The sequence below is a fragment of the Pseudomonas sp. R43(2017) genome, from assembly GCF_002112345.1.
Taxonomy (GTDB): Bacteria; Pseudomonadota; Gammaproteobacteria; order Pseudomonadales; family Pseudomonadaceae; genus Aquipseudomonas; species Aquipseudomonas kribbensis.
Window position 1 is genome coordinate 1 of the sequence record NZ_NEHJ01000011.1, and the last position, 21802, is coordinate 21802.

Genomic DNA, 21802 nt, shown 5'->3' on the forward strand with positions numbered 1-21802 from the left:
GAAGACCGAACCGTTGAAAGCGCCAGAAGAACCGGCATTTCCAACTCCTTCCAGGCTTCGATGATCTGAAGCGACCCACTCTCGAAACTTACATAACTCATTGAATCTCAAGGAGTTTTCCGTTTCGACTGCGCCGGAAGTGGGGCGAATTATAGAGACTCAGAATCTGCCGTCAACCCTTAATTTCGCTTTTCTTGCAAAACCTGCCTTTTACCCGGCAAACGCGGGATTCGGCGAGCCACCGGTGGTAGTCGCAGCACAAGAAGCAGCCCGCCGATGGAGGCATAGACCGCCCACTCTTTAAGATCGGCGCGCACAATCCACAACATATGCAGCAATCCCAACCCAAGAATCACATACGCCAACCGATGCAATTTCTTCCAGCGCCCACCCAAACGACGCTGACTATAACGATTGGACGTCACCGCCAATGCCAGCAACCCCAGAAACCCGAGCGTGCCGACAATAATGTACGGACGCTTGCGCAACTCCACGCCCAGTTGCGACCAGTCGAAACCCAGGATGAATGCCATATAGCTGCATAAATGCAGAACCACATACGCAAAACACCAGAGCCCCAACTGCCGGCGAACAGCGACCCACCCTGCCCACCCCGTCAGTTTCTGCAACGGCGTCATGCTCAGCGTAATCAACAGCAACACCAATGTCCCGAGCCCAAGACGATCCACTAGAACCTTCCCGGGATCCGGCCCGAGCAGATCCTCAAAGGCCTGATAGAACCACCACAACGGCCAGATAGTCGCTGCAATAAAAACGCTCACACGCCAGAACGGATATCGCATCAGTAGTTCTTCCGCAGATCGAGCCCTGTATATAAAGAAGCGACTTCGTCCGAGTAGCCGTTGAACATCTGCGTATCACGCACATTCGGCTTGAACAGACTGTTAGGCAGTCGCCGCTCCCGGGCCTGAGTCCAGCGTGGATGGTCGACAGTAGGGTTCACATTCGCATAGAACCCGTACTCATCCGCTGCAATGCTCTGCCAGGTCGTCTTTGGCTGCTCACTGACAAGACTGATCCGCACGATGGATTTGACACTTTTGAAGCCATACTTCCATGGCACCACCAGACGTAACGGCGCGCCGTTCTGATTCGGCAATTCACGGCCGTACATGCCCACAGCCAGGATCGCCAACGGATTCATCGCTTCATCCAGACGCAGGCCTTCTACATAAGGCCAGTCGATCAGGGCAAATCCTGAACGCTGTCCCGGCATGCTCTTGGGATCCTGCAAGGTTTCAAAACGAATGTACTTGGCGTTGGACGTTGGCTCGACCTGTTTGAGCAGCGCCGAAACGGGAAAGCCGATCCAGGGAATCACCATCGACCACGCCTCGACACAACGCAGGCGATAGATGCGCTCCTCCAACTGGTAAGGTTTCATGAAGTCTTCCAGTGCGTAACGCCCCGGCTTACCCACCTCCCCGTCCACCACCACACTCCATGGTTCGGTCTTCAGCGATCCGGCATTCGCCGCCGGGTCACCCTTGTCGGTGCCGAACTCATAGAAGTTGTTGTAGTGGGTCGCGTCCTTATAGGGCGTGATCGCCTCATCCTTGACGTTCACGGCCCCCCATTTAATAGAAGGCTGCTTCTCGGCAAACCAGGCGGGCGCATGTCCGGGCTCGACATCGGCATAACGGGCAACCTCTTCGGCACTGGCCCAACGTGGCAGACTGCTCACAGCCAGGCCGGCCGCCGTAGCACCGAGCAATTGTCGGCGAGAGAGATAAATGGATTCAGGCGTGACGTCCGACTCGTGGCAGTCGGACGCTTTGGGGATTTTGATCAGCATGACAACTCCGCAGTTTTGGAGGACAGATGCACCCATAGACTGCGGAGTATGAGGGAAATTACATCACTCGACGTTTTTGTGGCGACGAAGATGCAACAGGTATTGCACCGGGCCCGAAGCCGCATAGGCGAGGAACACCAGCAGCAGGATACGTGGAGGATCACTGAACACTACGGCGAACACCAGCACCACCGCCAGGATCGCAACAAATGGCACGCGCCCTTTCAGGTCCAGTTCCTTGAAGCTGTTGTACTTGATGTTGCTGACCATCAGCATGCCGGCAGCTGCCACCATCAGAGCTACCAGGAACGACATCTTCGAACCCTGGATCCCGTAATCGCTGAATGCCCAGACAATCCCCGCGACCACACCGGCAGCAGCCGGACTGGCCAGTCCGATGAAATAACGTTTGTCAGCAGTGCCGACCTGAGTGTTGAAGCGCGCCAGACGCAACGCCGCACCCGCCACATAGATGAAGGCGACCATCCAGCCGACCTTGCCCATGTCACCCAAGGCCCAGCCGAATGCCAGCAATGCCGGCGCGACGCCAAAGGCAACCATGTCCGACAGCGAGTCGTACTCGGCACCGAATGCACTTTGCGTGTTGGTCATGCGTGCCACGCGGCCGTCGAGACCATCGAGCACCATGGCGACGAAGATCGCGATGGCCGCGAAGGCGAAGTACTTGCTCGCATTCGCCGAATCCCCGGCGCTCAAGGCAGCCTGGGCACTCATCGAATTGATGATGGAATAGAACCCCGCGAACAGGTTCGCAGTGGTGAACAGATTCGGCAGCAGATAGATACCACGATGCCGGACTTTACGACCTTCTGCGTCATGCCCTTCTTCGACATGTTCATCGATGGGCAGCAGGCTTTCGGCGTCTGAAGCCTGGTTCGGCTCTTCGGGACGTTCGCTCATGGACATTACCTTGCAACGGATTGGACATTTTCGACAGGTGTCTGGGACGACGGTTCGGCCACAAACGATGCAGCTTTATACCAGAACCGCCCGCCCATACGAAAAAACGCGGCCGAGGCCGCGTTTTTCATACAAGGGTCGACGACTTAGTTTTTGGCTTTGTCGACGATCTTGTTGGCACCGATCCACGGCATCATGGAGCGCAGTTGCTCGCCGATGATTTCGATACCGTGAGCGGCGTTGTTACGACGCTTGGCGGTCATCGAAGGGTAGCCGGTTGCGCCTTCGCTGATGAACATTTTGGCGTATTCGCCGTCCTGAATACGTTTCAGGGCGTTGCGCATGGCCTGACGGGATTCGGCGTTGATCACTTCCGGACCAGTCACGTACTCGCCGTATTCAGCGTTGTTGGAGATCGAGTAGTTCATGTTGGCGATACCGCCTTCGTACATGAGGTCAACGATCAGTTTCAGTTCGTGCAGGCACTCGAAGTAGGCCATTTCCGGCGCGTAGCCAGCTTCAACCAGAGTTTCGAAACCGGCTTTTACCAGTTCAACGGTACCGCCGCACAGAACGGCTTGTTCGCCGAACAGGTCGGTTTCGGTCTCGTCCTTGAAGGTGGTTTCGATGATGCCGGTACGACCGCCACCCACGCCGGCGGCGTAGGACAGCGCAACGTTCTTGGCGTTGCCCGAGGCGTCCTGGTAGATCGCGATCAAGTCAGGGATACCGCCGCCCTTCACGAACTCGGAACGAACGGTGTGGCCCGGGGCCTTCGGCGCGATCATGATCACGTCGAGGTCGGCACGCGGAACAACCTGGTTGTAGTGGATCGCGAAGCCGTGGGAGAAGGCCAGAGTGGCGCCTTTCTTGATGTTCGGCTCGATTTCGTTCTTGTACAGCTGGGACTGGAACTCGTCCGGGGTCAGAATCATGACCAGGTCGGCGCCGGCAACAGCGGCAGCCACGTCGGTCACTTTCAGGCCGTGGGCTTCTGCCTTGGCAACGGTGGCCGAACCTTTACGCAGACCGACAGTAACGTCGACACCGGAGTCTTTCAGGTTGCACGCTTGAGCGTGGCCCTGGGAGCCATAACCGATGATGGCAACTTTCTTGCCCTGGATGATCGACAGGTCGCAGTCTTTATCGTAGAAAACTTTCATGAATTTCCCCTTTATATCCAGGCCGTTCAGGCCAATCGCTAATTTGGTTTAGATGCTGAGTACTTTGTCGCCGCGGGCAATACCGGTGACGCCACTACGGACGGTTTCCAGAATCGATGCGGTGCCGATGGACTGAATGAAGCTGTCGAGCTTGTCGCTGGTACCGGTCAGTTGAACGGTATACACGCTGGCGCTGACGTCGACGATCTGTCCACGGTAGATATCGGTGGTGCGTTTGATCTCGGCGCGCTGGGCGCCAGTGGCCTTGACCTTGACCAGCATCAGTTCGCGCTCGATGTGAGCACTTTCCGACAGGTCCACCAGCTTGACCACTTCGATCAGCTTGTTCAGGTTTTTGGTGATCTGCTCGATGATTTCATCGTGGCCGACAGTGGTCAGCGTCAGACGCGACAGGGTCGGGTCTTCGGTTGGCGCCACGGTCAGGCTTTCGATGTTGTAGTTGCGCTGCGAGAACAGGCCGACTACGCGAGACAAAGCACCGGGTTCGTTTTCCAGAAGCAAGGAAATAATGTGCCGCATGATTAGGTACGCTCCGTCTTGCTCAGCCACATATCGCGCATCGAGCCGTCTTTGATCTGCATCGGGTAGACGTGCTCGCTGGTGTCGACCGAAATATCGATCACGACCAGGCGATCCTTCAGGGCGAACGCTTCTTCCATCTTCGACTTCAAATCTTTCGATTCGGTGATGCGTACGCCGACGTGACCATAGGCTTCGGCCAGCTTGACGAAATCAGGCAGCGACTCCATGTACGAATGCGAGTGACGGCTGCCGTAGCTCATGTCCTGCCACTGACGCACCATGCCCAGAACACCGTTGTTCAGGATCACGATCTTCACCGGCAAACCGTATTGCAGGCAGGTCGACAGCTCCTGGATGTTCATCTGGATACTGCCTTCGCCGGTGACGCACGCAACGTCAGACTCGGGGAAGCTCAAGGCGATACCCATCGCGGCCGGCAGACCGAAGCCCATCGTGCCCAGGCCACCGGAGTTGATCCAGCGGTTCGGCTTGTTGAACTTGTAGTACTGCGCAGCGAACATCTGGTGCTGGCCCACGTCGGAGGTCACAAAGGCGTCGCCCTTGGTCACTTCGCACAGGGTTTCGATCACGGTCTGTGGCTTGATCTTGCTCCCGTCACCCTTGTCGTAAGGGAACAGGCCGCGATCACCGCGCCATTCATCAACCTGCTTCCACCAGCTGGTGACCGCTTCCTTGTTCGGGGTTTCGCCGATTTCCTTGAGGATCGCGACCATTTCGGTCAGGACGCTCTCCACCGGGCCAACGATTGGCACGTCGGCCTTGATGGTCTTGGAAATCGAAGCCGGGTCGATGTCGATGTGAATGATCTTGGCGTTCGGGCAGAACTTCGGCGCGCCGTTGATCACGCGATCGTCGAAACGCGCACCGACGGCCAGGATCACGTCGGCATGGTGCATCGCGAGGTTCGCGGTGTAGCTGCCGTGCATGCCGAGCATGCCGATGAACTGACGGTCAGTGCCAGGGTAGCCGCCCAGGCCCATCAAGGTATTGGTAACCGGCAGATTGAGCATTTGCGCCAGTTCGGTCAGCGGCGCGGAGCCGTTGCCCAGAATCACGCCACCGCCGGAGTACAGCACGGGACGCTTGGCCGCCAGGAGCATTTCTGCCGCCTTGCGGATTTGCCCGGAGTGACCGCGAACGGCCGGGCTGTAGGAACGCAGTTTGGCTTTCTTCGGGAAGATGTATTCGAACTTCTCGGCCGGGTTGGTCATGTCTTTCGGGATATCGACCACGACCGGGCCCGGACGACCGGATTGCGCCAGGTAGAAGGCTTTCTTCATGACTTCCGGGATTTCCGACGCGTGCTTGATCATGAAGCTGTGCTTCACGATCGGCCGGGAGATACCGATCATGTCGGTTTCCTGGAACGCATCGGTGCCGACCATGGTGCTTGGCACCTGACCGGAAATGATCACCATTGGAATCGAGTCCATGTAGGCCGTGGCAATACCGGTGATGGCGTTTGTGGCGCCTGGACCGGAAGTCACCAATACCACGCCGGCTTTACCGGTGGCACGGGCATAGCCGTCAGCCATATGGGTAGCCGCTTGTTCGTGACGAACCAGGATGTGGGTCACTTCCGGTTCTTTGAACAGGGCATCGTAAACATGAAGGAGAGCACCACCCGGGTACCCGTAGATATATTTGACGCCTTCGTCACGCAAGAAGCGGACGAGCATCTCACCGCCAGATAAAAGCTCCACGTTGTTCACCTCTAAAACGCCAGAATACCGTCCACAAAAAGGCGAACGGGTCTTAATAGGTTTACTTCTCGGCAGAGCATGAGCGACGGTGGTCGCCGACTACGTCAGCACTGACTGAGCAAGTATTGGGATCGTCCCAAGTGTTGCGGGCCTTTCCCACCCAGCGCGAGGTAACGCGTTGCGGGTGTAACAGGTCGACGCGGATATGCGCCTCATGATCTGCCGAGAGGGTCTGCTTCTGGCAGTCCCTGTACAGCGGACTTTGGATTCTTCTGTTTCGCCCTCTCCAAGTCAAGCCGTCAATGTGCTTAATTGTGGGTAAGCACATGAGAACGCAAGAAAAAACCTGAAAAGCGCTACTCTGTTAGCGTCAATTGCGCAATTTTGCCAAGGAATCAGCATGCGAACGCTCCTCGTCATACTGCTGATCGGCCTCAGCCCCTGGTGCATGGCCGGTCAGATCTACAAATGGGTCGATGCCCAAGGTGTCACACACTTCGATGCGCAGCCGCCGCAGGGGCAATCGGCGACCACCCTGCAAACGTCGCCCTCGCCCGCTCCGCGCCCGACTGCAATGCCCGGCAGCGGTGCGCTGGGCGATCAGAAAGCCATCGACGACAAGGTCAGGAAACAGGTCGCAGAGCAACAGGCTCAGCTCAAGACCTTCTGTGAACAGGCACGCACGAACCTGGCGCAGCTGCAGAACAATCCGCGCCTGAGGGAAGAAACCGAGGGGGAGTTGCGTCGGCTGAGTGATACACAACGTCAGGAGCGTATCGCAGAGACGCAGAAACAGATTGGCGAGAACTGCCAGTGATCACTGGCAGTCGGCCGTTCAGCGAGAGGCGGTGATCAGCAGGTCGAACTCTTTGAGCAACACCTGCAACTGCCGGTCCTTGCCCTGCAGATTGCGCTGGGCGAAGACCATTTCGGCCATTTCCTGAATGCCCGAGGCATTGGGCAATGGCAGGTTCTGCTCGAGGATTATCTTCATCCGCGGCAGAAAGATCCATTGCAGCCACTGCTCGAAATCGAGGGTGTCGACCGAAAACGGCTCGACACTGCTCAAGGCTTCGACCGAAGGCTGGACGTCATCCCACCAGCCCTGGGCACGCAGTTCGCGCTCGATCAACAACAGTTGATCGGCGACTTTCGAGAAGCGAGCGTCCATCACAGCGAAACCTTGGCCTTCTGACGGGCCAGTGCGGCGCCGGCGGAATCACCTTGTTTCTCACGCGCCTGAGCGATCAGTTCCCACAGGCTGGCCTGCAAGTCCGGCCGACCATTGGCCATGGTCAGCGCGCGGCGGGCGGTTTGCTCGGCTTGCGGGGCATCGCCCTGCGCCATGCGTACCTGTGCCAGGCGGTAAAGCACTTGCGGCTCACGCGGAGCTACGCGTTGGGCGCGCTCAAGGCTGGAGGACGCGCCATTGAGGTCGCCGCCGGCCTGCTGTTGTTGCGCCGTGCTCAGCAAGGCGAGTACCGGACCGTCCAGTTGTTCGTCAGCAGACAGACCGCCGCCGCTGCTGGCCGAAGGAATGCCGCTCGGCGTCGAAGGCATGCTGTAGCTGCCAGAGCTGATCGGTGCCGATTCGACCGGCGAAGGGTTGTACGGCCCTGCGGTGATACCGCCGGACGCCGGGCCCGGCACGATCGGCGAGCTGCTGATCGGTGTCGAAGCCGCTGCGCCACCAGGAACCATGACCACTACACCGGTATCGCCTTGCGGGATCGCCTGCGATTGCGCCTGACCCTGCACGGGTCGTTTCACCGTCGTCTTGCGGAAGCCGCCGTTGGCCGAAAGACGCTCGCTGTTGGACACGGTGGTGCCGGAATCCACAACCGGAATCGAACCACGCTGTACGGTGGAGCAGCCGCTGAGCAAAGCCACGGCGGTCACCGCTGGAATCAACCACTTGTTCACTTGAAACCCTCTTCGCTTAATTCATCCAGCCCTTGACCCAATCCATCACCGACTCGCTCGAGGCCGGGCTTTCGCCCGCGCAGGAGGCGCCGGGTGGCGGTTCGCTGCCGCGAATATACGGCATCTGCACGGCGCCCGGACAGTTGGCATCGGAGCCTTGGCCAGTGCGCGAATCGACCCACGCCTGCACCACGTTGTCCGGCTGCGGCATGTCCAGTGGCAGCGGGTCGGCCTTGCGCATGAAGCTGGTCCAGACCTGCAACGCACCGGTGGCACCGGTGAACGGCGTCTTGCCGTTATCGTCACGTCCGAGCCAGACCACTGCCAGCAGATCCTGGCTGAAACCGGCGAACCAGCTATCACGCGAATCGTTACTGGTACCGGTCTTGCCGGCCAGTGTCAGGGTCTTGGGCAATACGTTGTAAACCGAGCTGCCGGTACCTTCACGCATGACGCGCTGCATGGCGTTCTGGATCAGGTAGATCGACGCCGGATCGAAACGTTGCTCGATCTGGAACGGATAACGCTTGAGCGGCTCGCCCTCGGCGGTCAGCACACTGCGAATCCCGCGCATCGGCGTATTGAAGCCACCGTTGGCGAGGGTCTGGTACATGGTCGCCACTTCGATCGGCGTCATGCCACCGGCACCCAGCAACATCGACGGGAACGCCGGGAATTCACGGGTCACACCCAGGCGCCCGATGGTCTTGAGGACATTCGGAACACCCACCGCCAGGCCGAGACGCGAGGTCGACAGGTTGTAGGAATGCGCCAGCCCTTGATAGAGGAACACCGTACCGTGGGAGCGACGATCATAGTTCTGCGGTTTCCAGACCTGACCGTCCGCGCCCTTGATGGAAAGCGGATCATCCGACAGCCAACTGGTCAGCGTGTACTGGCTCGGCTTTTCCAGTGCGGTCAGATAAACCGCAGGCTTGACCAGAGAACCAATCGGTCGCACCGCATCCAGTGCCCGGTTGAACCCGGCATAACTGGCCTGACGGCTGCCAATCATCGCCTGGACTTCGCCGGTTTCCGGATTGGTCACGACCATCGCGGCTTCCACATCGTCGGCGCCCTTGCGGCCCGACAGACGCTTGAAGGTGTCATTGACCGAGGCTTCGGCTTTCATCTGCAGGATCGGATCGAAACTGGTGAAGATCCGCAGGCCTTCTTCGGTCAAGTCTTCGTCGCGGTAGTCTTCACGCAACTGGCGTTTGACCAGGTCGATGAAGCCCGGAAACGAGCTGTCGGCCAGCTTGCCGCGCGAGGTCACGCCCAGCGGCATTTTCTTCGCGGCCTCGACCTGTTCGGCGGTGGCGACACCCTGTTGCTCAAGCACGTCGAGCACCAGGTTACGTCGTTCCAGCGCCCGCTCCGGGTTGCGACGCGGGTTGTAATAGGAAGGCCCTTTGACCATGCCGACCAGCAGCGCGACCTGATGCAGTTTCAGCTCGGACAATGGCTGGCCGAAGAAGAACTGGCTGGCCAGACCGAAACCGTGCACCGCACGCTGGCCATCCTGACCGACGAAGACTTCGTTGAGGTAAGCCTCAAGAATTTCCTTCTTGTCGTAATGCAGCTCAAGCAGCATCGCCATCATCGCTTCGGTGAGCTTGCGGGTCAGGCTGCGTTCGTTGGTGAGGTAGAAGTTCTTGACCAGTTGCTGGGTCAGCGTACTGCCGCCCTGGGTCATCTTGCCGCCGGATGTGTTGACCCAGATCGCCCGGGCAATCGACTTCGGTGACACGCCCCAGTGACTGTAGTAATCCCGGTCTTCCACCGCGACCAGGGTTTCCAGCAGGTACGGCGGCACCTGATCGAGCTTGATCAGAATCCGGTCTTCAAGGTTTTTCGGGTAGATACCGCCGATCAGCAGCGGCTCCAGACGCACCACCGACAGCTTCGAACCGTTCGTCGCCGAGAGCTCGGCGACGTAATCACCGGAGAAGCGCACACGCACCGGCTGCGGTTTCTCGAGGCCTTCATAGAACTGGAAACCACGCGTGTTCAGATCGACGGTATTGCCGTTGACGGCTGCTGCGCCGGGGCCATTGCTCACGGCTTCGCGGCGATAGCCCAGGGCATCGAGTTCAGTGAGGAAATCGTCCTTGCTCAGCTTCTGTCCGACGAACAGCTCGAGCGGCCGCGCGTATACCTTGGCCGGGATGGTCCAGCGCTTGCCGGAGAACTTCTCCTGCACCACGGCATCGAGGTAAACGGCGAAGCCGGCCAGCACCACAAGGCCGACCAGACTGAGTTTCAGGGCCCAGCCCAACCATGGGCGCAGGCCCCGGGAAGGTGGTTTTTTAGGAGTGCGGGGGGATCGAGTACGAGTCATGGCGGCGGATTATACGCACTTTATTCATACTCAACAGGAGCGCTCCGAGGTTTGCGTCGGGCTGGCGAGCGGCCATAATGGCGGCCTCGAATTTCCCCAGTCTCTGAAGGATCGCCTGTGAGCCAGTCCCTGATCGCCGCCCTGCAAAACCCTGCCCTGTTTGCGCACCCTGTCGAAGGGTTTCAGGTCATCGAAACCCATATCTCGTGGGTCCTGCTCACCGGCCCTTACGCTTATAAAGTGAAGAAGCCGGTGAACTTCGGCTTTCTCGACTTCACCAGCCTCGAATCCCGCGAGCACTTCTGTGGCGAAGAGCTGCGCCTCAACCAGCGCCTGACCGAAGATTTGTATCTGGAAGTGATTCCAGTCACCGGCACTGTCGAAGCCCCGCAACTGGGTGGCGAAGGCCCGGCCATCGAATACGTGCTGAAAATGCGCCAGTTCCCGCAGACCGGCCTGCTGAGCACCCTGCAAGCCAATGGCGAGCTGACCACTACGCACATCGACGAAATGGCCGAGCAGATTGCCCGCTTCCACCTCAGCGCGCCGAAAGTCCCGGCCGAGCACGATGCCGGTACTCCGGAAAGCGTGATGGCGCCGGTTAGCCAGAACTTCGAACAGATCCTGCCGTTCCTCAGCGACAAGGCCGACCTGCTGCAACTGGATGCCCTGCAAGCCTGGGCCGAAAGTAGCTTCGAACGTTTGAAGCCTCTGTTCGCCCAGCGCAAGGCTGAAGGCTTCACCCGCGAATGCCACGGTGACATTCACCTGGGCAACGCCACGCTGATCGACGGCAAAGTGGTGATCTTCGACTGCATCGAATTCAACGAGCCGTTCCGCTTCACCGACGTCTGGGCCGACACCGGCTTCCTGGCGATGGACCTGGAAGACCGCGGCCTGAAATCCCTGGCCCGCCGTTTCATCAGCCAGTACCTGGAGCTGACCGGCGATTATCAGGGCCTGGAAGTGTTGAACTTCTACAAGGCTTATCGTGCACTGGTGCGTGCGAAAGTTGCCCTGTTCAGCATGCCTGCCGACGCGACGCCGGTGCAGCGCGCCACCACCCTGCGCCAGTACCGCAACTACGCCAACCTGGCAGAAAGCTACAGCACCATTCCTTCGCGTTTCATGGCGATCACCCACGGCGTATCCGCTGTAGGCAAAAGCCATGTGGCCATGCGCCTGGTCGAGGCGCTGGGCGCGATTCGCCTGCGTTCCGATGTTGAGCGCAAACGTCTGTTCGGCGAACAAACCGTCGCCAATGATGTTCAGGCCGGGATTTACAGCGCTGACGCCAGCACCGCGACCTATGCTCGCCTGCATGAAATCGCCGAAGTGATCCTGCACGCCGGCTTCCCGGTGGTGATTGATGCCACTTACCTCAAGCGCGAACAACGTGACAGCGCAGCCAAGGTTGCCGAGGCCACTGGCACGCCGTTCCTGATCCTCGACTGCAACGCGCCACAAGCGGTGATCGAGAGCTGGCTGGCCCTGCGTCAGGCAGACAAGAAGGATCCGTCCGACGCCACGCTGGCCGTGATCGAAGCCCAGCAGGCCAATCGTGAAGCGCTGACCCCGGATGAAATCCTGCGCAGCAAACGCGTGCAGACCAACGAATCCGGCACCCTGGATACCGTCGTGGCGCAAATCCGCCAGCGCCTGCCAGGTCTGTAAGGAACTATTTCGGCCGTGAAGCCCTCGCTCGCTTCACGGCCGTCAAATAGTGGCACTATACTGGCGCCATAAAACCAACAGGTGATCTGACATGAGCCAGCCGAAACTTCTCGACACCCCGCTTTATGCCTTGCTGCACAAAGACGACATAACCGGTTTCAATAAAGAACGTCCGAAAGACGGCCCGATCGACATGGTCGGCGGTGATTTTCGTGGCCTCGACCTGCGTGAATTGAACGCCGATGGCGTGGATTTCCGGGACGCCTACTTCCGTTCCGCTGATCTGCGCGGCATCGACTTTCGCAACGCATCCCTGGAAGGCGCGAGCCTGGCCCACGCACAGATTTCCGGTGCTTACTTCCCGCCGGAGCTGAGTGCAGACGAAATTCTGATGTCGATGAATTTCGGTACGCGCCTGCGCTATCGCACCCGCTAAGACTGCGAAAGACTAACCCGTCCAGCGCCCCCGCTTTGCGCTGGACTGCGTGCTATTTGTGCTTTCCCGCGCCCTCCCCATCCTGATCCTTCAGTGAAAACCTGACCTTTCTTAGAAGCTTTTGCGTCGAATCCGACCAAACAACCACGCTTTTCCTACTGATGGCTACACTCCTGAGATGATCGCCCACGCACCATTCGGCCGTCGCAAGGAGGCTTGATGAATGATGAACTGCAACACCTGAAGAATCTTGGCAAGACGTCGGCGCAATGGCTGCATGCCGTGGGCATCCACAGCGCCTCGGATCTGCGTCGCCTGGGCGCCGTGGATGCCTATCGGGCCGTGCGCACGCGTGGGTTCCGGGCGTCGAAGGTGTTGTTGTATGCGATCGAAGGGGCGTTGATGGATGTGCACTGGAACGACATTCCCGCCGAACGCAAGGACGCTCTGAACAAACAGCTTGAAGCCATTTCCTCTCGCCACAAGAACTGACGGGCACCCACCTTCATGTATCTGCTCGGGGAACAATCGGCGCCGGCCGAATCAATGATCAACCGTTTGCAGAACCTGCCCGGTCAATTTCTGCAGGACCTTGCACCGTGTGGGCCCATGCTGAAGCTGGAAGTCACGGATGATCTGATGGCACGGTTACCGGGCGATCAACTGTTTCTACTGATGGACGGCGTCATCAATGGCCGCTTCGGTGGTCGAGCGCTGTTCTATTGGCAAGAAGGTGATCTGGTTGGCTTGCAGCAGGGTCCTGACTGGGCAGATTGCATTCTTTGCTCCGACGGCCCATTGAGTTTGCTGCCCTTCCGTCGACGTGATTTGTTCCAGCATGTGTATTCAGAACCCGCGCGCTCGGAGCAGTTTCTGCAGTATCTGTTGGGCCAAATGACGCTGCTGGCCCATGCGATTGGCGAACTGAAGCCACGGGAGTTTCGCAGCACCAATGGCTTTAAACGGGTCGAGGCCGGAGAAGTGTTGATCCGCGAAGGCGATCCCGCCGATCACGTGTTCGTGATCATCGAGGGTCACGCACAAGCGTTCGTCAACGGGCACAAGGTTGGCGAAGTGCCCAGGGACGAGATTTTCGGCGCCATGGCGATATTTACCGGCGAACCCCGTAACGCAACCATCGTTACCTGCGAGCCGAGCACCGTGATGCTGATTCCCGGCGATCAGTTTCTGAGCATGACCCGCAGCAATCCGAAAATCGCCCACAGCCTGATCGAAAGCATGGCGCGGCGCATCGACCAGCTCAACAAGCAGCTCACGGCACTTGACCGCCCAAGCTGAAGCCCAGTGTTTTCAGGGCTTTTCAGCCATTCCCCAAACAAAACCGAAGAAATGGAAAAACACTCGTTGACTTGTTAATGAGAATCGCTATGATTATCACAACTGGTCGCGAGATCAGTCGATATTCTGAAAAGCCCTTGGTTCGGACTCTCAGATTATCTCCTCATCAGGCTAATCACGGTTATTTGACCCGGTTTTTCCGGGTCTTTTTTTGCCCGCAAGAAAGTCATTGGCCGAACTGTTTGCGCATCTCGGCACAATAATCCGGTTTCGGCGTAGCCGGTGTGAACCAGACATAATCGGCCATGGCCGCCGTCACCTCGATGCCCTGCTCCGCAAGCATCAACACCGTCGGTGTTTCGGGTGCGCCCAGATCCAGTACATGCAGCGGCACACCCACATCCTTGCGCGCATGGAACGCACCAGCGAACAACAACGCCGGCGCAGGCGCCGCCAACAAACGTGAAGCCATGCGCCGATCCCGTTGCTGCTGCACCGCCAGCATCGCCGGCATCTGCGACTGAGGCAGCAAGCCACAGTGAGAATCGCTGATCTGCCCGGCCAATTCGTTTTTCACCGACTGGGCGTTACTGCGTTCCCCTTGCAGAACCGGAGGCTGGCGATAGAACACACGAATTTCACTGTTATCGAGATTGGCCGCCAGCAGTGGATACGGTTGCGTGAAAACAAACCGGACAATTGGCCCGTAGAGATTCCAGTCCCAACCGTCCTGCCACGCCAGCTCGACCGGAAGATCAGCGGGAGGCTTTGGTGCACGCCGCACGCCATCAACCCGCGATTGTTGATCGGGGGTCAGCATTTCCAGCAAAAGGCTACCCTGTGGGCGCTTTTCGCCCAGACTCTGCAGCAGCCACAATTGCACGGCATGGTGATCGGCATTGTCGTGCTGCTCACCGACGATCACCCGCGCCGGCTCGGCCAGACGCGTCAGCAACTCTCGCGGGGTAATCATTGTTCCGCTACGCAAGTCGCGAATCTCGCCAGTGACCGGTGGCGGAGCGACATGCTGGCAACCGCCAAGCAATAACACCGCCAACAGCAAAATCCCACGCATGCTTTCACCTCGATGACGAAATCAGCGGGCGATGATCAGCGGATGCCCGCGCTCCGGGTGCGGCTGCACCAACACCTCCAGACCGAAAACAGCCTTGAGTGAGTCAGGGCGCAACACTTGCTGCGGCGTGTCCAGTGCCACCGGACGCCCGCCCTCAAGCAGCAAGATACGATCACAATAGCGCGCCGCCAGGTTCAGATCATGCAGGATCACCATCACAGCAGCGCCGCGATCGGCAAACTCGCGCACGGCTTGCAGCGTAGTGTGTTGATGCAACGGATCGAGCATCGAAGTCGGCTCATCCAGCAACAAGGTCTGCCCGGCCTGCCCCGGCCACAACTGAGCCAGCACGCGGGCCAGGTGTACCCGCTGGCGCTCGCCACCGGACAAGGCAAGATAACTGCGCCCGCTCAGGTGACCAGCATCCGCAGCCGATAACGCGGCGGCAACAATCTCGTCATCGCGCAATCTGCCGGTCTGATAAGGCAAACGCCCCATCCCGACTACCTCTTCGACGCGAAAGGCGAAATCCAGCGTCGATACCTGCGGCAATACCGCCAGCCGCTGCGCACGCTGGGTGCCACTCCAATGGCCAAGGTTTTCACCGTCGAGAAGAACACTGCCTTCGCTGGCACTCAGTTCACCGCATAACGCCCCGAGCAACGTGCTCTTGCCGGCACCGTTGGGGCCGAGCACGCCGAGCACCTCACCCGGTTCCAATTGCAGACTGACATTGGCCAATACCGTCTTACGGCCACGACGGATGTGCAGATTGTGCGCACGCAGCATCAGGCACGTCCTCGCAACAACAGATAAAGGAAGAACGGCGCACCGATGAATGCAGTGACGATACCGATCGGCAACTCCGCCGGCGCCAGCGCCAGCCGCGCCACCAGATCCGCCAGCAACAGCAGGCTGGCCCCAGCCAGCACAGAAGCCGGCAACAACACCCGATGATCCGGCCCGGCGAGCAAACGCACCAGATGCGGCACCACCAGTCCGACAAAGCCGATCATCCCCGCCGCCGCCACCGCGGCACCGACACCCAGCGCCGTGCAGAACACCAGCTCACGCTTGAGCCGCTCGACATCGATCCCCAGATGCCCGGCTTCCGATTCCCCAAGCAACAACGCATTCAAAGCCTTCGCCCGGCGCGGAAGCCACAACGCGACGCCGGCGCTGATGATCAGCAGCGGCCACAACCGCGCATAACTCGCACCGTTGAGGCTGCCGAGGTTCCAGAAAGTCAGGGTTCGCAGGGTGGCGTCATCCGCCAGATAGGTAAAAAGTCCCACCGCCGAACTGGCGAGCGCAGTCAGAGCGATGCCTGCCAGCAACATGGTCGCGACATTGGTCTGCCCGTTGCGACGGCCGAGCCGATAGACCAGCGCCGTCACCCCAAGACCGCCGAGAAACGCACACACAGACAGCAGATACGGGCCGAACCATTCCGGCAAACCGCCGAAGAACGAACCGCCGACAATCGCCACCGCCGCGCCTAAAGCAGCGCCACTGGAGACGCCAACCAAGCCGGGATCGGCCAACGGGTTGCGAAACAGGCCCTGCATCGCCACACCGGATAACGCCAGCACGCCGCCGACGGCCAGCCCGAGCAAGGTCCGCGGCAGGCGAATCTGCCCGAGAATCAGCTCAGCCTGCTCCAGCCCGTCCGGCGCCAGCGGCACGCCGATCATGCGCAATGCCGCGCGCAAGGTATCGAACAGCGGCAGGCTGACCGGTCCCAAGGCCAGCGACAGCCAGATCGCCAACAGACACAGCAGAATCAGGCCGATGAACAAGCCACGGGGTTTGACCAGTGTGGTCATTGGCCGCTCTGGGTCGGGTAGAAACCGTCAGACAGGGTTTTCAACGCAGCAGGCAAACGCGGCCCGAGACCACCGACCAGCAGTGTCGGATCCAGCTCCAACACCCGTCCGGACTTGGCCGCACGGCTGGAATTGAGGATCGGGTTTTCCTTGAACAACGCCGCTTTTGCCGCCTCGCCGGTCAGTGCGCGGTCAGCAAACACCAGCACTTCCGGGTCGAGTCCGGCCAGGGATTCCACGGAAAACGGCTTATAGCCGGTGTGAGTGGCCAGGTTGTGTCCGCCCGCCTGTTGCAGCATCCAGTCGGCAGCGGTGTCCTTGCCGGCAATCAATGGTTTGCCGCCGGCATGTCCGAGCAGCAACAGCACACCCGGCGCTTTCTGTTTCGACTGCACAGCCACCACGCGCGCCTTCTGTGCATCGAGTTGCTGTTGATAACTTTGCAGCAACTGAGTCGCCTGAGTTTCGGCGCCCAGCAGCCGGCCCAGATGAGTGACGTTCTTTTCCAGCGTCGGCAGATCCGGCTGAGCGGAGAACAACTCCACCTGCACCTTGGCACTGCGAACCTGCGAAATCACCGGCGGCGGCCCCATTTCCTCGGTGCCGATCAGGATGTCCGGGCGCAGGCTGAGAATGCCTTCAGCCGACAGACTGCGCTGGTAACCGATGCTCGGCAGCGACTTGAGGGACTCTGGATGCTGACTGGTAGTGTCCACGCCCACCAGTTTCGCCTCACCGCCCAACGCACTCACCCATTCCGACAACGCACCGCCGGCACTGACCCAGCGTTGCGGCAATTGGGCCGCTGCAGCCTGGTGGCTGACCCAGCGTTGCGGCAATTGGGCCGCTGCAGCCTGGTGGCTGACCAAAAGTCCGACACACAGCACGGCAACGCGGGTACTCAGGCGCATAGACAGCTTCCTTTATAGGATTTTCCCGGGCATCGGGGCGGCAGGCCAAGTATCCTCGGCAGCGGCCACCGCGCGGCGGACGAAGGCGGCCATTTGATAATTGTTTGCATTTAAACGTCAAGCTCGGACATATCCGGACACGAGCTGACACTTGAGGATAGCCATGAAGTTTCTGTGCACAGGCGCCGATTTGCTCGAAGCCACCAGCCGCGGGTTCGAGATCGACGGCAAAAAACTGTTTGCCGTGCGCCGGGCCGGCCAGGCGTACGTCTACCTCAACCGTTGCCCGCACCGGGGCGTCGGGCTCGAATGGCAACCCGACCAGTTTCTCGACCCGAGCAACAGCCTGATCCAGTGCGCCACACACGGCGCACTGTTCCTGATCGAGGACGGTGAATGCGTCGCTGGCCCCTGTGCCGGACAATCACTGACGTCCATCGATTGCCGTGAAGATGCCCAAGGGCTGTGGGTCGACGTTTAATCGTCGAGCAATACGTCCAGTCGACGATCGATCAACATTTCCTCATGACTTAACCGCACACCATAAGCCAGCACCTCGACCCCGGACGCCACCGCCTCACGCAAGGCAGCGGCGTAGGCAGCGTCGATTTCCACGGCCGGGCGTACCGCTTCGATACCGGTCAGATTCACGCAGTACAACTGCACCGCCCGAATCCCGTCGCGCGCCAAATGCGCCAGCTCACGCAAATGCTTGGCGCCGCGCTCTGTCACCGCATCGGGAAAGGCCGCCACCGCCGTACCGTCAAAGCCCAGCGTGACGCTCTTCACTTCCACGTACGCCGGCCCTGTCGGGTATTCGAGGCGAAAGTCGATGCGGCTTTTTTCCTGTCCGTAGGCCACTTCGCGCTTCAGTGCGGTAAAACCGTTCAACTCGCTGATGACACCGGCCTGCAAAGCCTCTTCGACCAGGGCATTGGCGCGCCCGGTATTCACACAGAACAGCCGCCCCTGCGGGGTTTCGCCGATTTCCCAGGTGCCGGGCAGCTTGCGCTTGGGGTCATTGGAGCGACTGAACCAGACCTGTCCGCCTTCGACCTGACAATTGAGCATCGAACCGGTATTCGGACAGTGAATCGTCAGCAGTTCGCCGCCAACGGTTTCGATGTCAGCGAGAAAGCGCTTGTAACGGCGGATCAACCGGCCTTCTTCAAGAAGAGGATGAAAGCGCATCAGCCTTGCCAGCTCTTCAAGCCGCGACCAATGCGCTCCACTGCTTCCTGTAAGCGAGGGAGGTTTTGCGTGTAGGCAAACCGCACATGATGACTGGCCTGATAACGACCGAAATCCAGCCCCGGGGTGAACGCCACGTGCTCGGTTTCAAGGAAATGCCGGCAGAACGCGAAGGCATCACCGCCGAACTGGCTGATATCGGCATACAAGTAGAACGCGCCTTCCGGCTCTACGGCGATATTGAATCCCAACTCCCGCAATGCTGGCAGCAGGAAATCGCGGCGACGGCCGAATTCGGCGCGGCGCTCCTCGAGAATCGCAATGGTGTCCGGCTCGAAACAGGCCAGCGCAGCATGCTGGGCCATGCTCGGTGCGCTGATGTAGAGGTTCTGCGCGAGTTTTTCCAGCTCGCTGACCGCCGCATCCGGCGCCACCAGCCAGCCGAGACGCCAACCGGTCATGCCGAAATATTTGGAGAAACTGTTGAGGACAAACGCGCTGTCGTCGACTTCCAGCACGCTGGCGGCATCGGTTCCGTAAGTCAGGCCGTGGTAGATCTCGTCCACCACCAGATGCCCGTGCCGCGCCTTGATGGCTGTGGATAACCCCGCCAGCTCATCGCGGGTCAGAATCGTGCCGGTCGGGTTGGCCGGTGACGCGACCAGTGCGCCGACACTGTCGTGATCCCAATGGCGCTCCACCAGATCAGGCGTCAGTTGATAGCGTACGTCCGGCCCGACAGGAACGAGCTGCGCCGCGCCCTCGACCAGTCGCAGAAAGTGCCGGTTGCACGGATAACCGGGGTCGGCCAGCAGCCAGTGTTTGCCCGGGTCCACCAGCAACGCACTGGCCAGCAACAGCGCCCCGGAGCCGCCCGGGGTGATCAGAATCCGTCGCGGATCGATATTCAGGCCATAACGGGTCTGGTAGAAACCGGAAATCGCCTCGCGCAACTCAGGAATGCCCCGGGCGGCGGTGTAACGGGTTTTCCCCGCCGTCAGCGCAGCCTGGCCGGCGCGGATGATCGGTTCGGCGGTCGTGAAGTCCGGCTCGCCAATTTCCAGGTGGATCACGTCATGGCCGGCGGCCTGCAATTCATTGGCCCGCGCCAGCAACGCCATCACATGGAACGGTTCGATCGCACGACTGCGCGCACTGTAGGGCTGAGCCATTGGCCTTCCTTCAACGAGTGAAAAGAAACGATTCTACCCATCTGCCGGAACGAGCGAGAACCCGCAGCGGTCACAGCCTCAAGAACGCTGGACTGTAACAAGGCAAACGTACGCTCCAGGATTGACTAAAATCAGTGATTGTCAGGTCTCCAGCACCACCAGACATGGCTTGGCAAACATTTGCAGGCACCACCGGCCGCGGGCTCGACATCCGGGAGTAGCGCGGGCCGAATTGATCTGGTAAGTTCGCCCGCTTGCAGCCGCAGGGCCGGCAGGTGTCGGTGATGGAGCAATCCTGCGCAATGGATTACAAGAGTAGAGGCGGTCCATTTCATGCCCACCCAAGCAAAGCAACAGCAGCAACAGGCGATCAGCGGTTTCGAACCTTACGTTCCGGCCGAAGGCGAAGAGTACATGGGCAAGCCCATGCGCGCGCACTTCACCAAGATCCTGACCAAGTGGAAACTGGACTTGATGCAGGAAGTCGACCGCACTGTTGATCACATGAAAGACGAAGCAGCCAACTTCCCTGATCCGGCCGACCGTGCCAGCCAGGAAGAAGAATTCGCCCTTGAGCTGCGTGCCCGCGACCGCGAGCGCAAACTGATCAAGAAGATCGACAAGACGCTGCAGTTGATCGAAGACGAAGAGTACGGCTGGTGTGATTCCTGCGGCATCGAGATCGGCGTCAAGCGCCTCGAGGCCCGCCCGACCGCCGACATGTGCGTCGACTGCAAGAACCTTGCGGAAATCAAGGAAAAGCAGGTCGGCAAGTAATCCCGACCTGAACGAGAAACGGAGCGTGTGAACGCTCCGTTTTTGTTTCTGCCGTTTTTTACTCTTCAAGTAACATCGCCCTCATGACTGCCAACACCTCCCCCGCCTACATCGGCCGCTTCGCCCCGACTCCCAGTGGACACCTGCACTTCGGCTCGCTTGTAGCGGCGCTCGCTTCTTATCTGGACGCCCGCTCGGTGAACGGCCGCTGGCTGGTGCGCATGGAAGATCTCGATCCGCCCCGGGAAGAGCCGGGGGCGCAAGCCGCGATTCTCAAGGCCCTGGAAAGCTACGGTTTCGAATGGGACGGCGAAATGATCCGCCAGAGCGACCGGCATGAGGCCTACGCCCAAGTGCTCGACAGCCTGTTTAATCACGGCCTGGCCTACGCCTGCACCTGCTCGCGCAAACAACTGGAGCCCTATCACGGCATTTATCCGGGACTATGCCGCAATGCCGGCCATGGCCAGGAAGACGCCGCAATCCGCCTGCGCGTGCCGGAGCTGGAATATCACTTCGTCGACCGGGTGCAGGGCGAGTACCGCCAGCACCTCGGCCGCGACGTGGGTGATTTCGTGATCCGTCGCCGCGACGGCCTCTACGCCTACCAACTGGCGGTGGTGCTGGACGATGCGTGGCAGGGCATCACCGACATCGTCCGCGGCGCCGACCTGCTCGACTCGACGCCACGCCAGCTCTATCTGCAAGAACTGCTGGGCCTGCGCCAGCCGCGCTATCTGCATCTGCCGCTGATTACCCAGCCGGATGGCCACAAGCTCGGCAAGTCCTACCGCTCGCCACCGCTGGAGGCCGATCAGGCCACGCCATTGTTGCTGAGAGCCTTACGTGCGTTGGGCCAAGAGCCGGGACCTGAGCTGGCCCACGCCTCCCCGCAAGAACTGCTGAAATGGGGCAGTGCCCACTGGGATGCCTCGAAAATCCCGCGCACACTGACCCTGCCCGAAGCGCAACTGCTGTGACGACACTTGCAGTGGCGCGCCCATCCGTTA

At 59.8% G+C, this 21802-nt stretch carries 23 protein-coding genes; 8 read left to right on the plus strand and 15 right to left on the minus strand.

Features of this window, described 5'->3' with window-relative positions:
- Nucleotides 1–179 precede the first annotated feature (179 nt).
- The 6 genes from msrQ to CAG02_RS26630 form a co-directional block, all read right to left on the minus strand.
- Nucleotides 180–803 (minus strand): protein-methionine-sulfoxide reductase heme-binding subunit MsrQ, encoded by a 624-nt coding sequence (gene msrQ / locus CAG02_RS26605; protein WP_085712130.1) that lies wholly within the window; start codon nucleotides 801–803, stop codon nucleotides 180–182.
- Entirely contained in the window at nucleotides 803–1816 is a 1014-nt protein-coding gene (gene msrP, locus CAG02_RS26610; RefSeq protein WP_085712131.1) for a protein-methionine-sulfoxide reductase catalytic subunit MsrP, read from the minus strand. The genes msrQ and msrP overlap by 1 nt, the downstream gene beginning before the upstream one ends.
- Nucleotides 1817–1879: 63 nt before the next feature.
- Nucleotides 1880–2737 carry a CDP-diacylglycerol--serine O-phosphatidyltransferase gene (gene pssA, locus CAG02_RS26615; protein ID WP_085712132.1) on the minus strand — a complete coding sequence of 286 codons (858 nt, stop codon included), beginning with the start codon at nucleotides 2735–2737 and terminating at the stop codon, nucleotides 1880–1882.
- A 146-nt stretch (nucleotides 2738–2883) separates the two neighbouring features.
- A complete protein-coding gene (gene ilvC, locus CAG02_RS26620; protein WP_007959661.1) occupies nucleotides 2884–3900 on the minus strand; it encodes a ketol-acid reductoisomerase in 1017 nt (338 codons plus the stop codon).
- Between the two features lie 48 nt (nucleotides 3901–3948).
- Nucleotides 3949–4440, minus strand: a complete 492-nt coding sequence (gene ilvN, locus CAG02_RS26625) for an acetolactate synthase small subunit (RefSeq protein WP_003205610.1) — start codon at nucleotides 4438–4440, stop codon at nucleotides 3949–3951.
- Between the two features lie 2 nt (nucleotides 4441–4442).
- The gene (locus tag CAG02_RS26630; RefSeq protein WP_085712358.1) at nucleotides 4443–6167 is read right to left on the minus strand and encodes an acetolactate synthase 3 large subunit; all 1725 of its coding nucleotides are present in this window, start codon (nucleotides 6165–6167) and stop codon (nucleotides 4443–4445) included.
- A gap of 400 nt (nucleotides 6168–6567) precedes the next feature.
- On the opposite strand from CAG02_RS26630, the gene CAG02_RS26635 reads away from it, so the two are divergent.
- The gene (locus CAG02_RS26635; protein ID WP_085712133.1) at nucleotides 6568–6984 is read left to right on the plus strand and encodes a DUF4124 domain-containing protein; all 417 of its coding nucleotides are present in this window, start codon (nucleotides 6568–6570) and stop codon (nucleotides 6982–6984) included.
- 18 nt (nucleotides 6985–7002) lie between these two features.
- Here the strand turns inward: CAG02_RS26635 and CAG02_RS26640 are convergent, their stop codons facing one another.
- Genes CAG02_RS26640 through mrcB form a run of 3 tightly spaced genes read right to left on the minus strand, consistent with a single transcriptional unit; the run spans nucleotide 7003 to nucleotide 10431 of the window.
- Nucleotides 7003–7338 (minus strand): YqcC family protein, encoded by a 336-nt coding sequence (locus tag CAG02_RS26640; RefSeq protein ID WP_085712134.1) that lies wholly within the window; start codon nucleotides 7336–7338, stop codon nucleotides 7003–7005.
- Nucleotides 7338–8090, minus strand: a complete 753-nt coding sequence (locus CAG02_RS26645) for a tetratricopeptide repeat protein (protein ID WP_085712135.1) — start codon at nucleotides 8088–8090, stop codon at nucleotides 7338–7340. Before CAG02_RS26645 ends, CAG02_RS26640 begins: the two co-directional genes overlap by 1 nt.
- 16 nt (nucleotides 8091–8106) lie before the next feature.
- Nucleotides 8107–10431 (minus strand): penicillin-binding protein 1B, encoded by a 2325-nt coding sequence (gene mrcB, locus CAG02_RS26650; protein WP_085712136.1) that lies wholly within the window; start codon nucleotides 10429–10431, stop codon nucleotides 8107–8109.
- A 117-nt stretch (nucleotides 10432–10548) separates the two neighbouring features.
- On the opposite strand from mrcB, the gene CAG02_RS26655 reads away from it, so the two are divergent.
- The 4 genes from CAG02_RS26655 to CAG02_RS26670 all read left to right on the plus strand — a co-directional run bounded on the left by CAG02_RS26655 (nucleotide 10549) and on the right by CAG02_RS26670 (nucleotide 13840).
- On the plus strand, nucleotides 10549–12105 hold the full coding sequence (locus CAG02_RS26655; RefSeq protein WP_085712137.1) for a bifunctional aminoglycoside phosphotransferase/ATP-binding protein: 1557 nt from the start codon (nucleotides 10549–10551) through the stop codon (nucleotides 12103–12105).
- Between the two features lie 91 nt (nucleotides 12106–12196).
- Complete coding sequence (locus CAG02_RS26660) at nucleotides 12197–12541, plus strand: pentapeptide repeat-containing protein (protein ID WP_085712138.1); 345 nt, start codon at nucleotides 12197–12199, stop codon at nucleotides 12539–12541.
- A 219-nt stretch (nucleotides 12542–12760) separates the two neighbouring features.
- Nucleotides 12761–13033, plus strand: a complete 273-nt coding sequence (locus CAG02_RS26665; protein ID WP_003228231.1) for a TfoX/Sxy family protein — start codon at nucleotides 12761–12763, stop codon at nucleotides 13031–13033.
- A 15-nt stretch (nucleotides 13034–13048) separates the two neighbouring features.
- Nucleotides 13049–13840, plus strand: coding sequence for a Crp/Fnr family transcriptional regulator (locus CAG02_RS26670; RefSeq protein ID WP_085712139.1), 792 nt, complete (start codon nucleotides 13049–13051; stop codon nucleotides 13838–13840).
- Between the two features lie 226 nt (nucleotides 13841–14066).
- Here the strand turns inward: CAG02_RS26670 and CAG02_RS26675 are convergent, their stop codons facing one another.
- From CAG02_RS26675 to CAG02_RS26690, 4 genes are read right to left on the minus strand one after another with little or no spacing between them, the layout of a single operon-like run.
- A complete protein-coding gene (locus tag CAG02_RS26675; RefSeq protein WP_085712140.1) occupies nucleotides 14067–14915 on the minus strand; it encodes a ChaN family lipoprotein in 849 nt (282 codons plus the stop codon).
- Nucleotides 14916–14936: 21 nt separating this feature from the next.
- Nucleotides 14937–15704, minus strand: coding sequence for a heme ABC transporter ATP-binding protein (locus CAG02_RS26680; protein WP_085712141.1), 768 nt, complete (start codon nucleotides 15702–15704; stop codon nucleotides 14937–14939).
- On the minus strand, nucleotides 15704–16687 hold the full coding sequence (locus CAG02_RS26685; RefSeq protein ID WP_170931651.1) for an iron ABC transporter permease: 984 nt from the start codon (nucleotides 16685–16687) through the stop codon (nucleotides 15704–15706). Before CAG02_RS26685 ends, CAG02_RS26680 begins: the two co-directional genes overlap by 1 nt.
- Before the next feature lie 50 nt (nucleotides 16688–16737).
- Nucleotides 16738–17652 (minus strand): hemin ABC transporter substrate-binding protein, encoded by a 915-nt coding sequence (locus CAG02_RS26690; RefSeq protein WP_085712143.1) that lies wholly within the window; start codon nucleotides 17650–17652, stop codon nucleotides 16738–16740.
- Nucleotides 17653–17815: 163 nt separating this feature from the next.
- On the opposite strand from CAG02_RS26690, the gene CAG02_RS26695 reads away from it, so the two are divergent.
- Nucleotides 17816–18133: a Rieske (2Fe-2S) protein gene (locus tag CAG02_RS26695; protein WP_085712144.1), complete on the plus strand. Its 318-nt coding sequence runs from the start codon at nucleotides 17816–17818 to the stop codon at nucleotides 18131–18133.
- Here CAG02_RS26695 and sfsA read toward each other — a convergent pair.
- Nucleotides 18130–18843 carry a DNA/RNA nuclease SfsA gene (gene sfsA, locus CAG02_RS26700; protein ID WP_085712145.1) on the minus strand — a complete coding sequence of 238 codons (714 nt, stop codon included), beginning with the start codon at nucleotides 18841–18843 and terminating at the stop codon, nucleotides 18130–18132. The two genes, CAG02_RS26695 and sfsA, sit on opposite strands and share 4 nt — an antisense overlap.
- Entirely contained in the window at nucleotides 18843–20015 is a 1173-nt protein-coding gene (locus tag CAG02_RS26705) for a pyridoxal phosphate-dependent aminotransferase (RefSeq protein ID WP_085712146.1), read from the minus strand. The genes sfsA and CAG02_RS26705 overlap by 1 nt, the downstream gene beginning before the upstream one ends.
- 333 nt (nucleotides 20016–20348) lie before the next feature.
- Between CAG02_RS26705 and dksA the strand changes: the two genes are divergently transcribed.
- Both dksA and gluQRS read left to right on the plus strand, forming a co-directional pair.
- Complete coding sequence (gene dksA, locus CAG02_RS26710) at nucleotides 20349–20792, plus strand: RNA polymerase-binding protein DksA (RefSeq protein ID WP_085712147.1); 444 nt, start codon at nucleotides 20349–20351, stop codon at nucleotides 20790–20792.
- Nucleotides 20793–20875: 83 nt separating this feature from the next.
- Complete coding sequence (gluQRS, locus tag CAG02_RS26715) at nucleotides 20876–21772, plus strand: tRNA glutamyl-Q(34) synthetase GluQRS (RefSeq protein WP_085712148.1); 897 nt, start codon at nucleotides 20876–20878, stop codon at nucleotides 21770–21772.
- Nucleotides 21773–21802: the final 30 nt, after the last annotated feature.